General features: G+C 51.7%; 16 protein-coding genes. 8 read left to right on the top strand and 8 right to left on the bottom strand.

The features are described from left to right. From chbR to cedA, 4 genes are all read left to right on the top strand, one after another. Window positions 1–843, top strand: a complete 843-nt coding sequence (chbR, locus tag OGV67_RS12945) for a transcriptional regulator ChbR (RefSeq protein ID WP_012132626.1) — start codon at window positions 1–3, stop codon at window positions 841–843. 123 nt (window positions 844–966) lie between these two features. After that, entirely contained in the window at window positions 967–2,322 is a 1,356-nt protein-coding gene (locus OGV67_RS12950; RefSeq protein WP_012132625.1) for a 6-phospho-beta-glucosidase, read from the top strand. 12 nt (window positions 2,323–2,334) lie between these two features. After that, entirely contained in the window at window positions 2,335–3,093 is a 759-nt protein-coding gene (gene chbG / locus OGV67_RS12955; protein WP_047457377.1) for a chitin disaccharide deacetylase, read from the top strand. Window positions 3,094–3,269: 176 nt separating this feature from the next. After that, entirely contained in the window at window positions 3,270–3,533 is a 264-nt protein-coding gene (cedA, locus tag OGV67_RS12960) for a cell division activator CedA (RefSeq protein WP_196050445.1), read from the top strand. A gap of 49 nt (window positions 3,534–3,582) precedes the next feature. Here cedA and tcyP read toward each other — a convergent pair whose 3' ends face one another. The 4 genes from tcyP to hxpB form a co-directional block, all read right to left on the bottom strand. Further along, the gene (tcyP, locus tag OGV67_RS12965; RefSeq protein WP_115614842.1) at window positions 3,583–4,974 is read right to left on the bottom strand and encodes a cystine/sulfocysteine:cation symporter; all 1,392 of its coding nucleotides are present in this window, start codon (window positions 4,972–4,974) and stop codon (window positions 3,583–3,585) included. Between the two features lie 132 nt (window positions 4,975–5,106). Continuing rightward, entirely contained in the window at window positions 5,107–5,709 is a 603-nt protein-coding gene (locus OGV67_RS12970; protein ID WP_077956894.1) for a metal-dependent hydrolase, read from the bottom strand. Between the two features lie 85 nt (window positions 5,710–5,794). Next, entirely contained in the window at window positions 5,795–6,556 is a 762-nt protein-coding gene (gene kduD, locus OGV67_RS12975; protein ID WP_012132619.1) for a 2-dehydro-3-deoxy-D-gluconate 5-dehydrogenase KduD, read from the bottom strand. Between the two features lie 148 nt (window positions 6,557–6,704). Next, window positions 6,705–7,373 carry a hexitol phosphatase HxpB gene (gene hxpB / locus OGV67_RS12980; RefSeq protein WP_115614841.1) on the bottom strand — a complete coding sequence of 223 codons (669 nt, stop codon included), beginning with the start codon at window positions 7,371–7,373 and terminating at the stop codon, window positions 6,705–6,707. Between the two features lie 148 nt (window positions 7,374–7,521). On the opposite strand from hxpB, the gene OGV67_RS12985 reads away from it, so the two are divergent. Then, a complete protein-coding gene (locus OGV67_RS12985; RefSeq protein WP_115614840.1) occupies window positions 7,522–8,058 on the top strand; it encodes a YniB family protein in 537 nt (178 codons plus the stop codon). Window positions 8,059–8,137: 79 nt separating this feature from the next. Here OGV67_RS12985 and OGV67_RS12990 read toward each other — a convergent pair whose 3' ends face one another. The 3 genes from OGV67_RS12990 to pfkB form a co-directional block, all read right to left on the bottom strand. After that, on the bottom strand, window positions 8,138–8,998 hold the full coding sequence (locus tag OGV67_RS12990; protein WP_024130386.1) for a fructosamine kinase family protein: 861 nt from the start codon (window positions 8,996–8,998) through the stop codon (window positions 8,138–8,140). A gap of 110 nt (window positions 8,999–9,108) precedes the next feature. Next, entirely contained in the window at window positions 9,109–9,396 is a 288-nt protein-coding gene (locus OGV67_RS12995; RefSeq protein WP_012132615.1) for a type V toxin-antitoxin system endoribonuclease antitoxin GhoS, read from the bottom strand. Between the two features lie 105 nt (window positions 9,397–9,501). Then, entirely contained in the window at window positions 9,502–10,431 is a 930-nt protein-coding gene (pfkB, locus tag OGV67_RS13000) for a 6-phosphofructokinase II (RefSeq protein WP_012132614.1), read from the bottom strand. A 287-nt stretch (window positions 10,432–10,718) separates the two neighbouring features. Here pfkB and OGV67_RS13005 point away from each other — a divergent pair, with 287 nt between their 5' ends. Then, the gene (locus OGV67_RS13005; RefSeq protein ID WP_012132613.1) at window positions 10,719–11,477 is read left to right on the top strand and encodes a DUF481 domain-containing protein; all 759 of its coding nucleotides are present in this window, start codon (window positions 10,719–10,721) and stop codon (window positions 11,475–11,477) included. Window positions 11,478–11,666: 189 nt separating this feature from the next. On the opposite strand, the gene yniD is transcribed toward OGV67_RS13005, so the two are convergent. Beyond that, complete coding sequence (yniD, locus tag OGV67_RS13010; RefSeq protein WP_096753848.1) at window positions 11,667–11,774, bottom strand: small membrane protein YniD; 108 nt, start codon at window positions 11,772–11,774, stop codon at window positions 11,667–11,669. Window positions 11,775–12,078: 304 nt separating this feature from the next. Here yniD and thrS point away from each other — a divergent pair, with 304 nt between their 5' ends. Next, window positions 12,079–14,007: a threonine--tRNA ligase gene (gene thrS, locus OGV67_RS13015; RefSeq protein ID WP_024130385.1), complete on the top strand. Its 1,929-nt coding sequence runs from the start codon at window positions 12,079–12,081 to the stop codon at window positions 14,005–14,007. A gap of 3 nt (window positions 14,008–14,010) precedes the next feature. Beyond that, a complete protein-coding gene (gene infC / locus OGV67_RS13020; RefSeq protein WP_047457361.1) occupies window positions 14,011–14,553 on the top strand; it encodes a translation initiation factor IF-3 in 543 nt (180 codons plus the stop codon). Window positions 14,554–14,621 lie beyond the last annotated feature (68 nt).

The raw sequence follows: 14,621 nt of genomic DNA on the forward strand, positions 1-14,621 counted from the left end.
ATGATGCAGCTACAGGTTAACGCACCGGAGATCGCCACCGCTCGTGAGCAACAGCTTTTTAACGGCAAGAATTTCCATGTGTTTATCTATAACAAAACTGAGAGCATCAGTGGGCTGCATCAGCATGATTATTATGAATTTACCCTGGTGTTAACGGGGCGCTACTATCAGGAAATCAACGGTAAACGTGTGCTGCTGGAGCGTGGTGATTTCGTGTTTATCCCGTTGGGATCGCACCACCAGAGTTTCTATGAGTTCGGCGCCACGCGTATTCTTAACGTTGGTATCAGTAAGCGTTTTTTTGAACAACACTATCATCCTTTATTACCGTTTTGTTTTGTTGCGTCTCAGGTATACCGGGTCAACAGCGCTTTTCTGACTTATATTGAAACGGTTATCGCGTCGCTGAACTTCCGGGGAAACGGGTTAGATGAGTTTGTAGAAGTGGTCACCTTCTACATCATTAACCGGCTGCGCCATCACCGTGAAGAGCAGGTGATTGACGATATTCCGCAATGGCTGAAAGCGACCGTGGAGACAATGCACGACAAAACGCAGTTTGGTGAAAACGCGCTGGAAAATATGGTGCACCTGTCCGCAAAATCTCAGGAGTATCTGACCCGCGCAACGCAGCGTTATTACAGCAAAACGCCAATGCAGATTATTAATGAGATCCGTATTAATTTTGCGAAAAAACAGCTGGAAATGACCAACTACTCCGTAACGGATATAGCGTATGAGGCGGGTTACAGTAGCCCAAGTCTGTTTATTAAAACGTTTAAAAAGCTGACCTCATTTACACCGAACAGTTATCGTAAAAAATTAACTGAATTTAATCAGTAAACAATATTGACCTGACAACACGATTTTATCGCTTGCCCTGAATAGCGCGGGACGTCCGCGCCATACCTGACGAACGGGCAGAGCGTAATACACGCCAGTGTTTTTACACTGAAGGGAGAAAGTATGAGCCAGAAATTAAAAGTCGTCACAATTGGTGGCGGGAGCAGCTACACCCCTGAATTACTGGAAGGTTTTATTAAGCGTTATCATGAATTGCCGGTTTCTGAATTATGGCTGGTGGATGTTGAAGACGGAAAAGAGAAGCTGGATATTATTTTTGACCTCTGCCAGCGCATGATCGACAAAGCCGGTGTCCCGCTGAAATTATACAAAACGCTGGATCGTCGCGAAGCTTTGCAAGGGGCAGATTTCGTCACTACGCAACTGCGCGTGGGCCAGCTGAAAGCCCGTGAACAGGATGAACGCATTCCGCTAAGTCACGGGTATCTGGGGCAAGAGACCAACGGCGCAGGCGGCCTGTTCAAAGGGTTGCGCACCATCCCGGTTATCTTTGATATCGTGAAAGATGTCGAAGAACTGTGCCCGAACGCGTGGGTCATTAACTTCACTAACCCGGCAGGCATGGTGACAGAAGCGGTTTATCGCCACACCCACTTTAAGAAATTCATCGGCGTATGCAATATCCCCGTGGGGATGAAAATGTTCATCCATGACGTGCTGGCATTGCAAGACAGCGACGATCTGTCGATCGACCTGTTTGGCCTCAACCACATGGTGTTCATTAAAGACGTACTGGTGAATGGCGAATCGCGCTTTGCTGAACTGCTGGATGGCGTGGCGTCCGGGCAGTTAAAAGCGTCAACGGTGAAAAATATTTTTGACCTGCCGTTTAGCGAAGGGCTTATTCGCTCGCTGAATATGCTGCCGTGCTCCTACCTGCTTTACTACTTCAAGCAAAAAGAGATGCTGGCGATTGAAATGGGCGAATACTATAAAGGCGGCGCGCGCGCTCAGGTGGTGCAGAAGGTTGAGAAACAGCTCTTCGATCTTTATAAAAATCCAGAGCTGAACATCAAACCGAAAGAGCTGGAGCAGCGCGGTGGGGCTTACTATTCCGACGCCGCATGTGAAGTGATTAACGCTATCTATAACGATAAGCAGACGGAACACTACGTTAATATCCCGCATCATGGTCATGTGGATAATATCCCTGCTGACTGGGCGGTGGAGATGACCTGCACATTAGGGCGGAATGGGGCGACGCCGCACCCGCGCATCACGCATTTCGATGAAAAAGTGCTGGGCCTCATCTATACCATCAAAGGGTTTGAAGTCGCAGCCAGTAAGGCGGCGCTGAGCGGTGAGTTCAATGATGTGCTGTTAGCGCTTAACCTGAGCCCGCTGGTGCACTCCGATCGCGATGCGGAAACCCTGGCGCGGGAGTTGATTCTGGCCCACGAGAAGTGGCTGCCGAATTTTGCGGAATGCATCGAGAAACTCAAAGGCGCACAACACTAACAGAGGTTGGGTATGGAACGCTTATTGATTGTGAATGCGGATGATTTTGGCCTGAGCAAGGGACAAAACTACGGCATTGTCGAGGCTTGTCGGAATGGCGTTGTGACGTCCACAACGGCGCTGGTCAATGGTGAAGCCATCGACCATGCGGCGCAATTGTGCCGTGACGTGCCGAAACTGGCGGTGGGGATGCATTTTGTGCTCACCTTAGGGAAGCCGCTGACGGCAATGCCGGGTTTGACGCGTGAAGGGCTGCTGGGAAAATGGATCTGGCAAATGGCCGAGGAAGAGACCTTGCCGCTGGATGAAATTTCGCATGAGCTGGAGTGTCAGTATCAGCGTTTTATCGACCTTTTTGGCCGTGAGCCAACGCATCTGGACAGTCATCACCATGTGCATATGTTCCCGCAAATTTTTCCCATTGTGGCACAGTTTGCGGCAGAACGCGGCGTTGCTCTGCGTATCGATCGTCAGTCGGTGCTTAATGCTGACGATCTGCCGGTAGCGTTACGTAGCTCGCAGGGATTCAGCAGCGAGTTTTACGGCGACGCTATTTCAGAAGCGCTGTTTCTTCAGGTGCTGGATGCCTCTGCTGACAGAGGCGAAAAGTCACTGGAAGTGATGTGTCATCCGGCGTTTATCGACAATATCATCCGTCAGAGCGCCTATTGTTACCCCCGCTTGACTGAGCTTGACGTGCTGACGTCTGCGTCGCTGAAGTATGCGATTGCGGAACGCGGGTATCGTCTCGGCAGTTTTCTTGATGTCTGACTCCTGAGTTTGCGGCGCATTGCTGCGCCGCATTTTTTATGCCGTCAGCCTGACGGCGCTTGTTTTACCCGCCCGTGACCAGACGCGGTGCGTCGCCATCAGCGTAAACCGCACATGCAAGGCGGGACGAACGGGGGCAAAATCAGCTAAGATAGTGTTTTTCTGATTTTTAGCATTTGCCTTTAGTGAAACAACTGATGATGAAACCTCTTCGCCAACAAAATCGCCCGGTTATCAGCTATGTTCCACGCGTGGAGCCCGCGCCGCCAGAACATGCGATAAAAATGGACGCGTTTCGTGACGTATGGATACTGCGCGGAAAGTATGTCGCCTTTATCTTAATGGGGGAGGCATTTCAGCGATCGCCTGCATTTACCGTTCCTGAGTCGGCGCAGCGATGGGCGAATCAGGTTCGCCAGGAAAATGAGATAGCCGAATAATTCGCATAAAAAAACCGCCTGATTAAGGCGGTTTGTTCATCACGCGGGATCAATGATGTGCCAGTTCGGCATCGTCTTCACTGTCCAGAAGGGTTTTGTCCGTCTGCTTCAGCCACTGGCTGGTCAGCGTACCGGCAGTCATTGAGCCGCTCACGTTCAGCGCGGTACGACCCATATCGATCAGCGGTTCAACGGAAATCAGCAGCGCGACCAGCGTGACCGGCAGGCCCATCGCAGGCAGGACGATCAGCGCAGCGAAGGTGGCGCCGCCGCCGACGCCCGCGACACCGGCAGAGCTGACGGTCACAATACCGACCAGGGTGGCAATCCAGACCGGATCAAGCGGGTTAATACCGACAGTCGGCGCAACCATCACCGCCAGCATAGCCGGGTACAGGCCAGCACAACCGTTCTGACCAATCGTCGCGCCAAAAGAGGCGGAGAAGCTGGCGATGGATTCCGGTACGCCCAGACGACGCGTTTGCGCTTCCACGTTCAGCGGAATGGACGCGGCGCTGGAGCGGCTGGTAAAGGCGAACGTCAGAACCGGCCATACTTTACGGAAATATTTCAGCGGGCTAACGCCGTTGACGCCCAGCAGGATACCGTGCACCACAAACATGATGATCAGGCCAAGATAAGACGCGACCACGAAGCTACCCAGTTTGATGATGTCCTGTAGGTTAGACCCTGCGACGACTTTGGTCATCAGCGCCAGTACGCCATATGGCGTCAGTTGCATTACCAGGCGCACCAGCTTCATCACCCAGCTTTGCAGGGTATCGATAGCGATTAACACGCGTTCGCCTTTCGGCGCGTCGTCTTTCAGCAGTTTCAGCGCCGCGACGCCGAGGAATGCCGCGAAGATCACCACGCTGATGATGGAGGTCGGGTTTGCGCCGGTCAGGTCAGCAAACGGGTTTTTCGGCACAAACGACAGCACCAGTTGCGGCACACTGAGGTCGGCGACTTTTCCAACATAGTTGGTTTCGATGGCGTTCAGACGCGCGGTTTCCGCGCCGCCCTGCACCAGACCTTCCGCCGTCAGACCGAACAGGTTGGTGACCAGTACACCCACCAGTGCGGCAATCAGGGTAGTGAAAAGCAGCGTGCCAATGGTCAGAAAGCTGATCTTACCCAACTGAGACGCGTTATGCAGACGCGCAACGGCGCTGAGAATAGACGCGAAGACCAGCGGCATGACGATCATTTGCAGCAGTTGTACATAGCCGTTGCCGACGATGTTGAACCACTGAACGGAGTCTTTTAGTACCTGGCTGTCAGACCCGTAAATGGTGTGCAGGGCGAGACCGAAGATCACGCCCATCACCAGACCGACCAGCACTTTTTTTGCCAGACTCCACTGTTTGTGGCGAGTTTGCGCCAGCACGAACAGCAGTGCAACGAACACCACGATGTTCGCGATTAATGGAAAATTCATCCCCGTTCTCCTGATTTTTTTATACGTATCGCCGTGTGACAGCGATCCTGTTGGCGCAAGGTTAGCAGAACTGTGACCGACCTCTTATATTCAAATGGAATTGTTTATGCCAAAAATGACATTTATGCTGGTTTACTCAGCAATCTGGTGATTTATAAAGCGATCGAACTGCATTTGCAGCATATTAATCATCTGCGACGACCAACGCACTGCACTGTTTTCGGGCATTGTCTGCGGCATCCAGATAGCCCACACGAATAACGCCATGCATAAAAAACGCTCCAGTTGATTGCCTTTTTGCGGAACGAGGATCGGCAGACGAAAGCGCCAGCGGCAGGGCCAGAGCAGGGGAACGCCCGCCGGGGTCAGCATATCGGCCAGAATATGGCTTAAATAACCGAGCACCATTCCTTGCAGGGCATCGGCCGGAATAATCCAGCTCTCCGGCACTTTCAGGTAGAAAAGGGCAAGCATAGCGAACACGGCGAACAGGCTGTGCGTAAACCCGCGATGGCCGAACGCGCGCGCGACAGGTTTTGATATCCATTTCAGACGCTGGCCAAGAAATGATTTTGGATGATCAATATCGGGCAGCAGGCAGGTCAGGATGGCCGAAGGGACAATATGCCACCAGTCGCCCTGAGCGAGAACCGGCGTCAATTCCGCATTTTTGGCAAACACTGCGCAGGCAATGGAAAAAAGAAGGTGGCCTTCCGCCGTCATGATAAAACCCAATAAACTGTCAATTCATACAGTATAGGGTTTTTATACAGTAGGCGGAAGAGGTGACGTTGTAACTCTATGTCACAAATGACATGAATTAGCGCGCCAGCCAGCCGCCATCGACGGCGAGGGTATAGCCGTGAACGTAATCAGACGCCGAAGAAGCGAGAAAGACAACCGGGCCTTGCAGATCGGCAGGTGTGCCCCAGCGTCCGGCCGGGATGCGGTCAACAATCTCTTTGCTGCGTGCGGCGTCATCCCGCAGCTGCTGCGTATTGTTCGTCGCCATATAACCGGGAGCGATGGCGTTCACGTTGATGTGGTGCTCCGCCCATTCGTTCGCCAGCAACCGCGTGATGCCCAATACGCCGCTTTTCGACGCAGTATAAGAAGGAACGCGAATGCCGCCCTGGAATGAAAGCATTGAGGCGATATTAATAATCTTCCCGCCATCACCTTGCTTCAGGAATTGCCGTGCGACGGCCTGAGAGAGAAAGAACACGGATTTGAGATTCAAATTCATCACATCGTCCCAGTCTTTCTCGCTAAACGACAGCGCGTCTTCGCGGCGGATCGTCCCGGCGTTGTTCACCAGAATGTCGATTCGGCCAAACTGTTCGACCGTTTGCGCGACAATAGCCGGGATAGCGCGTTGCTGGCTCAGGTCGGCCTGGATCGCCATAAAACGGCGTCCGAGCGCCTCCACTTTTGCTGCCGTATCGTGGGGGACTTTGCGATTAACGCCGACGATGTCGCAGCCTGCTTCCGCCAGCGCCAGCGTCATACCCTGCCCAAGCCCGGTATCGCATCCGGTCACTATCGCGACTTTACCTGCAAGACTAAACGCATCCAGAATCATGTTCACCTCGGCTATCGGTTTTTATCAGTTTTTTGCCCTGAGAAAAGGATAGAAGAGGCGGTGAAGGAATACAATAAAAAATGAAACAGTGTTTTATAAAACAGATGTGCGTAGCAAAACGGGCAATGTCGCCACCGCCCGTCGCTATTTAACCGCGCAGATGCGCTGCGGTCAGTTCAGCCAGCGAAGTCAGTTTGACGTTGGCAAGGGCGAAGCGCGGGTCGTGCTGGCCTTCTTCCGCCGGAACAACAATTGAGCGCATTCGCGCCGCTTTTGAGGCGACCATGCCGTTGACGGAGTCTTCCAGCGCAACGCAGGTTAACGGGTCAACGCCCAGTTTGGCCGCGCAATCGAGGTATACCTGCGGATGCGGCTTGCTGTAAGGCAGTTTTTCCGCAGAGGCCAGGGCATCGAAACTTTCACGCAGATCAAACATGGTCAGCACCTTTTCCAGCATATGCAGAGGGGAAGCGGAGGCCAGACCGACCATTAACCCCTGAGATTTGCACAGTGCGACCGCTTCGCGCACGCCGGGGAGCAGCGGGCGAGTTTCTTCAACCAGTGAGATGGCGCGGGAAATGATTCGGTCGGTAACCGCCTGCCGGTCTGGCCCATTCCACGGTTGTTGGGCGTACCAGAGGTCAACAACCATATCGATGCGTAAACCCAGCGTATCCGGGAGTTCATGGCGGCGGGTAATATCTACGCCTAAACTTGCCATGACCTCCAGTTCAGCTTGATCCCAAAGCGGTTCGGAATCGATCAGTAGTCCATCCATATCGAAAATTGCAGCAAGAATCTGACGCGGGGTTGACATTACAACCTCTCCTTTTGAGGTGAAAACACAATGGATTAAGCGCTTATTATGGCTAATGACGTATCATAGCGCCTTTAAAGAACAGGCGAAATTGGTTATCAGCAGGTAGACTTAGGCCAAAACGACGCGTCTTTATCAAGGGGAACTCATGACGTATCAACAAGCTGGACGCATTGCTGTCTTAAAAAGGATTCTGGGATGGGTGATTTTTATCCCTGCGCTTATTTCCACACTGGTTTCATTGCTGAAGTTTATGTATGAGCACAGCGAAAAGCAGGAAGGGATTAACGCGGTGATGCTTGATTTTACTCACGTTATGATTGATATGATGCGGGCGAATACCGCGTTCCTGAACCTGTTCTGGTATAACTCGCCAACGCCGGATTTTCAACACAGTCTGAACATTGTTTTCTGGGTGATTTTTGTGTTGATTTTCGTTGGCCTGGCATTGCAGGACTCAGGCGCCAGGATGAGCCGCCAGGCGCGTTTTCTTCGCGAAGGGGTTGAAGATCGGCTTATTCTGGAAAAAGCGAAAGGCAGCGAGGGGTTGTCACGCGAGCAAATTGAGTCGCGCATCGTGGTTCCGCATCACACGATCTTCTTACAGTTTTTCCCGCTTTATATCCTGCCGGTGATTATCATCGTGTTGGGCTACGTTTTCTTTTCGCTTCTTGGATTTGTGTAGCAATGAAAAATGCCCGATAGCGTTTCGCTTATCGGGCCTGTGGTTCAGTGCATCTGTAAGCTGTCATCCGGCACAATAGCTATGCCGCCAGCAACCTTTCCATCGCTTTTTGCGCCACCACCAGGTGTTGCCCGCCAAACAGTCTCGCCCGATTGAGCAGGGTATAGAGCTGATAAATCGGCTGGCGATCCAGAAAATCCAGCGGTAGCGGAGAGACGGACTGGTAGCCATCATAGATCTGCGGAGGTTGGTCGGTATGCAGTGGCAGCATGGCCAGATCGCACTCCCTGTCGCCCCAGTAACAGGCGGGATCGAAAATATAGGGGCCATCAGGCCCAAGCGCGCAGTTTCCTGACCATAAATCGCCGTGCAGCAGCGAAGGCTGCGGCTGATGTGAGGCCAGACGCTGCTGAACATGCTCAACGATCGCATCGATATTGCCAAATGCGATGCCTTTTTCTGCCGCCAGTTCGAGCTGCCAGCCAATGCGTTGTTCGGCAAAAAATGTTGACCAGCGTCGTTGCCAGGCATTGGGTTGAGGCGTGGTGGACAGGGCGTTATCAAAATCAAGGCCAAACTGGGGCTGGTCGCTCCATTCATGTAAATGGGCAAGTTGCTGACCGAGGATAAAGGCGTTGTGGGCATCCAGAGGACGGGGAGGAAGATAATCCATCACCAGAAAACTGTAGTCTCTGTCTGAGCCCTGCGCCCAGACTTTCGGGACGGTGACGGTTTTACTGCGCGAAAGCAGTTCCAGTTGGTCAGCTTCCGCCGTAAAGCCGGGAAGGAGCTCTCTTTCATCACATTTGACGAAAAAATCGCGTCCCGCATAGCGTAAATGCCATGCGGCATGGATCTCTCCGCCGGGCAGTTCATTACGCAGTTCGATTTCGCCTTCACCTAATTGCTCGCTTAAAAGACGACTGATAGCCTGCCACATGATGTCTCTCCCCATGTTGTCTGCCAGATCATAAGGTTAGCGCATAAATGCGGTGAAAAAACACGAGCTAACGCACACCGTAGACGCGTTTTTGCACAATGGCACTGATATTATCGGTCTTTAGTCCACTCCTCCCATGTCATGACCGATATTTCTGGTTTCTTATCTAAAGCGCTTTCCGCCAGCCCGGCGGTAAGCGCGGCGATCTCATCTTCGCTCAGGGCGCTGATAAAACCAAATGTGTTGGTACCCAGTTCATGCACATGCCCTTGCTCGTCGGTCATGGTGAGCAGAAAACCGCACCGCGTCAGATGGTTGTTCAACTCGTTAATCTCTGTCAGCGAGTCTTCATGAAATTTCACGGTTATGACATAGCGGATGACATCGCCACTGGCCATAAATCACCTCTTTGTAATCACATGATTTTTTAGCATAGTCGGTTAATTCGTATGCTGATAGCTTTGCCGCTGAAACCCCCTCGTAATAAGGAGGGGGATGGCCGATCACTGAGAAAGCCAGGCGTAGATTTTCTGCGTATCGTCCCGGGAACACAGACGTGTCCCTTGATTCAACGTCGCCGCGCTGCCTGCCGAGACGCCGAAACGCACCATCTCTTCCAGCGAGGCGTTTTCCGCCAGTTTTAGCGTCATTGCGCCAACCATGCTGTCGCCCGCGCCGACGGTACTTTGACTTCTGACGGGAGGGGGAACAACCTGGACGCAGCTTTCGCTATCCACCGCCAGCGCCCCCTGCGGCCCCAGAGAAACAACGACGCGGCGCGCTTTGCCGCTCTTCACGATTTCCTGCGCCGCTTGGCGCACATCGTCAGGCTGCGTGAGTTCGCGATTGACCAGCGCGCTCAGCTCTTTTTGGTTCGGTTTGACCAGTTCAATATTGCCGAGAGATAACGCCGCGTTGAGCGCATCGCCCGAACTATCAATAATGCAGCGGATGCCCTGTTTCTGCGCGGCGGCAATAAGCTGCGTCAGTTTTTCCAGCTTGACGCCGGGCGGCAGACTCCCGCTGATAACCAAAATGGCGCCGGATTCGATCTCCAGAACCTGTTCTTCAATCTGGCGAAATTCGTCATCGTCGAGTGCGGCGCCGGGCATGACAAAGCGATATTGCTCCCCGCTGGACTCCACATGAACATGCAGGTTTTGTCGCGTCCAGTCTTTGGCGTCGATGGTGACGACGGGGACGTTTTCATCGGCCAGAAGTGCGACCAGATGTTCGCCGGTCGCGCCGCCTGCGGGGAAAATCGCGGTTGCGGTTCCGCCAAGATGGGCAATCGCGCGGGCAACGTTGATTCCGCCGCCGCCAGGTTCAAAAACGGGTGATGAACAGCGAAGTTTCCCTTCGGGATAGAGTTGTGGGGTGATTGTTGCGCTATCGAGAGAGGGCGCAAGTGTTAACGTATAGATACGTATCATCTTTACCTCCTGTTAGGCTGACTTCAGTCTGGCACTGAATGCCCGGAAAGGGAAGTAATTAACAATATGATTTACTGGATATTTATTTAAAATTACCGGGAGAAAGATATATAAATAAATATCTGCTTTGGGAACTCTCTTATTCAAAAAATGAAATAAGAATTCATTGCTATGTTATTCGAGCCTTTTTATAATTTGTTACCTTTCCTGGATCGTTTGTCATTGATCCTTATGAAAGTTTCCGGGACCGTAACGGTCTCTTTTTTTGTTGTACGGACTCTTTATAAATGAAGCTTTTGAAGACAGTACCCGCTGCATTAATGTTGGCAGGGGGCGTATTTGCGTCAATGCATGCCGCTGCTGATGATTCCGTTTTTACTGTCATGGATGATCCCGCCACTGCGAAGAAACCCTTCGAAGGTAACCTGAATGCGGGCTACCTTGCTCAGTCAGGCAACACGAAAAGTTCTTCTTTAACGGCTGACACCACGATGACCTGGTACGGTGCAACCACCGCCTGGTCGCTGTGGGGGAATGCCAGCAATACATCCTCCAACGATGAGCGCTCTTCGGAGAAATACGCGGTAGGCGGCCGTAGCCGTTTCAATATGACCGACTACGATTACCTGTTTGGCCAGGCAAGCTGGCTGACAGACCGTTACAACGGTTATCGTGAGCGTGACACACTGACCGCCGGTTATGGCCGTCAGTTCCTCAACGGGCCGGTGCACAGCTTCCGTTTTGAATTCGGTCCTGGCGTACGCTATGACGAACATACCGATGGCAAAACCGAGACTCAACCGCTGGGCTACGCTTCCGGTAGCTACGCCTGGCAGATGACGGATAACACCAAATTTACGCAGGGCGTGTCCGTTTTCGGCGCTGAAGATACCACCCTCAACTCAGAGACGGCGTTGAATGTCGCGATCAACGAGCATTTTGGTTTAAAGGTGGCTTATAACCTGACCTGGAACTCCGAACCGCCCGCAACGGCGCCGGAACATACCGATCGCCGCACGACGGTATCGTTAGGGTATAAGATGTAATCGCCCGCCGGGTTGTTTTAAACACGACCCGGCTTTTTAAATTAGCGTTTTTATCGCGATTGTGCGCTAAGTGAAATTATATTTATAGTTTCCGTGGCGAATGCCATTCATAAAAACGCGTTGAACGTGCATATTATTGATGCTTTCTATTCATTCGCAGGAATTAACTTTCGGCGAACGCTTCGGATATTAGCCCCAAATCATCGCCGCCCAGCGGAGCAGCAACATTGCGCCGCAAATGAGGAGCAATACGACAACCATCTTCCAGTGTTTTTTGGCAAAGCGGTTTGTTGGCATTTTCTCTCTTCCTGTCAAAATCGGACTGATGCTCTCAGTGTAACAAAAGCGATGGCGCGTCAGGGAATTGATTTACATCATACAGTTCGGCGTGATTGCGGCTTTGATCGGCAGTCAATGCCGTGTACACTGTCAAACGGTGTTATCAAAAAACGGGTGTAGGTCCAGTCTCGCCATTCAGGCGGGCCGTGACATATTTCGCAGAGTGAAGCGGGAATCAGCCCATAACTTTTTGATAATTTTAAATATTGAAACTTTGTATGTGATCTTGCGTATGGGTCACCACTGCAAATAAGGATATAACATGCCTGTTATTACTCTTCCTGATGGCAGCCAACGCCATTACGACCACGCTGTAAGCCCCATGGATGTTGCGCTGGACATTGGTCCAGGACTGGCGAAAGCCTGTATCGCAGGTCGCGTTAATGGCGAACTGGTTGACGCGTCCGATCTCATTGAAAACGACGCTCAGCTGGCAATCATCACCGCGAAAGATGAAGAAGGTCTGGAGATCATTCGTCACTCCTGCGCGCACCTGTTAGGGCACGCGATTAAACAACTTTGGCCGAACACCAAAATGGCTATCGGTCCGGTTGTCGATAACGGTTTTTACTATGATATTGATCTCGACCGTACGTTAACCCAGGAAGATGTCGACGCGCTCGAAAAACGGATGCACGAGCTTGCTGAGAAAAACTACGACGTCATTAAGAAGAAAGTGAGCTGGCACGAAGCGCGTGAAACCTTCGTGAAGCGTGGCGAAACCTATAAGGTTTCTATTCTTGATGAGAATATTGCGCATGATGACAAGCCGGGCTTGTATCATCATGAAGAATATGTCGATATGTGCCGAGGCCCGCACGTGCCGAACATGCGTTTCTGCCATCACTTCAAACTGATGAAAACCGCAGGGGCATACTGGCGTGGCGACAGCAACAACAAGATGCTGCAACGTATTTATGGTACGGCGTGGGCGGATAAAAAATCCCTGAACGCCTATCTGCAACGCCTTGAAGAAGCCGCCAAGCGCGACCACCGTAAAATCGGTAAGCAGCTTGACCTGTATCATATGCAGGAAGAAGCGCCGGGTATGGTGTTCTGGCATAACGACGGCTGGACTATCTTCCGTGAACTGGAAGTCTTTGTGCGTTCTAAGCTCAAAGAATATCAGTATCAGGAAGTTAAAGGTCCGTTCATGATGGACCGTGTGCTGTGGGAAAAAACCGGGCACTGGGAAAACTACAAAGATGCGATGTTCACTACCTCTTCAGAGAACCGTGAATACTGCATCAAGCCGATGAACTGTCCGGGCCACGTGCAGATCTTCAACCAGGGTCTGAAGTCCTACCGCGATCTGCCGCTGCGTATGGCGGAATTCGGTAGCTGCCATCGTAACGAACCGTCAGGCGCCTTGCATGGCCTGATGCGCGTACGTGGCTTCACCCAGGATGATGCGCATATCTTCTGTACTGAAGAACAGATTCGCGATGAAGTGAACGCCTGTATTCGTATGGTCTACGATATGTACAGCACCTTTGGCTTCGAGAAAATCGTCGTCAAACTTTCCACTCGCCCCGAAAAACGTATCGGTAGCGATGAAATGTGGGATCGTGCTGAGGCGGATCTGGCCGTTGCGCTGGAAGAAAACAACATCCCGTTTGAGTATCAACTGGGTGAGGGCGCATTCTACGGTCCGAAAATTGAATTTACCCTGTATGACTGCCTCGATCGTGCATGGCAGTGCGGTACGGTACAGCTGGACTTCTCTCTGCCGTCTCGTCTGAACGCCTCTTATGTTGGCGAAAACAACGAGCGTCAGGTGCCGGTGATGATTCACCGCGCGATTCTTGGGTCAATGGAACGTTTCATCGGTATCCTGACTGAAGAGTTCGCGGGCTTCTTCCCGACCTGGCTTGCGCCGGTTCAGGTAGTGGTGATGAACATTACCGATACTCAGTCTGAATACGTTAACGAATTGACGCAGAAACTACAAAATGCGGGCATTCGTGTAAAAGCAGACTTGAGAAATGAGAAGATAGGCTTTAAAATCCGCGAGCACACTTTACGTCGTGTCCCTTACATGTTGGTCTGTGGCGACAAAGAGGTAGAAGCAGGCAAAGTAGCCGTGCGTACCCGTCGTGGCAAAGACTTGGGCAGCCTGGACGTAAATGAAGTTATCGAGAAGCTGCAACAAGAGATTCGCAGCCGCAGTCTTCAACAACTGGAGGAATAAAGTATTAAAGGCGGAAAACGAGTTCAAACGGCGCGTCCTAACCGTATCAATGGCGAAATTCGCGCCCAGGAAGTTCGCTTAACAGGTCTGGAAGGCGAGCAGCTTGGTATTGTGAGTCTGAGAGAAGCTCTGGAAAAAGCTGAAGAAGCTGGAGTAGACTTAGTCGAAATCAGCCCTAACGCCGAGCCGCCGGTTTGTCGTATAATGGATTACGGCAAATTCCTCTATGAAAAGAGTAAGTCTTCTAAGGAACAGAAGAAAAAGCAAAAAGTTATCCAGGTTAAGGAAATTAAATTCCGTCCTGGTACAGATGAAGGCGACTATCAGGTAAAACTCCGCAGCCTGATTCGCTTTCTCGAAGAGGGCGATAAGGCCAAGATCACGCTGCGTTTCCGCGGTCGTGAGATGGCCCACCAACAGATCGGTATGGAAGTGCTTAATCGCGTGAAAGAAGATCTGGCTGAACTGGCAGTTGTCGAATCCTTCCCTACGAAGATCGAAGGCCGTCAGATGATTATGGTGCTCGCTCCTAAGAAGAAACAGTAAGGCCTTCAAGTAGCAATTCCTGTGGAGCCTTCGGGCTTCACAGATTTTGTTCGCCTGGGTTTCGTTTA

The organism is Citrobacter sp. CK188, from assembly GCF_030333525.1.
In the GTDB taxonomy this organism is placed as follows: domain Bacteria; phylum Pseudomonadota; class Gammaproteobacteria; order Enterobacterales; family Enterobacteriaceae; genus Citrobacter_B; species Citrobacter_B koseri.

Excerpts from the sequence above, each read along its gene's own strand:
- chbR (WP_012132626.1), top strand. The coding sequence starts at position 1 with ATGATGCAGCTACAGGTTAACGCACCGGAGATCGCCACCGCTCGTGAG.
- OGV67_RS12950 (WP_012132625.1), top strand. The coding sequence starts at position 967 with ATGAGCCAGAAATTAAAAGTCGTCACAATTGGTGGCGGGAGCAGCTAC.
- chbG (WP_047457377.1), top strand. The coding sequence starts at position 2,335 with ATGGAACGCTTATTGATTGTGAATGCGGATGATTTTGGCCTGAGCAAG.
- tcyP (WP_115614842.1), bottom strand. The coding sequence starts at position 4,974 with ATGAATTTTCCATTAATCGCGAACATCGTGGTGTTCGTTGCACTGCTG.
- kduD (WP_012132619.1), bottom strand. The coding sequence starts at position 6,556 with ATGATTCTGGATGCGTTTAGTCTTGCAGGTAAAGTCGCGATAGTGACC.
- hxpB (WP_115614841.1), bottom strand. The coding sequence starts at position 7,373 with ATGTCAACCCCGCGTCAGATTCTTGCTGCAATTTTCGATATGGATGGA.
- OGV67_RS12985 (WP_115614840.1), top strand. The coding sequence starts at position 7,522 with ATGACGTATCAACAAGCTGGACGCATTGCTGTCTTAAAAAGGATTCTG.
- OGV67_RS12990 (WP_024130386.1), bottom strand. The coding sequence starts at position 8,998 with ATGTGGCAGGCTATCAGTCGTCTTTTAAGCGAGCAATTAGGTGAAGGC.
- OGV67_RS12995 (WP_012132615.1), bottom strand. The coding sequence starts at position 9,396 with ATGGCCAGTGGCGATGTCATCCGCTATGTCATAACCGTGAAATTTCAT.
- pfkB (WP_012132614.1), bottom strand. The coding sequence starts at position 10,431 with ATGATACGTATCTATACGTTAACACTTGCGCCCTCTCTCGATAGCGCA.
- OGV67_RS13005 (WP_012132613.1), top strand. The coding sequence starts at position 10,719 with ATGAAGCTTTTGAAGACAGTACCCGCTGCATTAATGTTGGCAGGGGGC.
- yniD (WP_096753848.1), bottom strand. The coding sequence starts at position 11,774 with ATGCCAACAAACCGCTTTGCCAAAAAACACTGGAAGATGGTTGTCGTA.
- thrS (WP_024130385.1), top strand. The coding sequence starts at position 12,079 with ATGCCTGTTATTACTCTTCCTGATGGCAGCCAACGCCATTACGACCAC.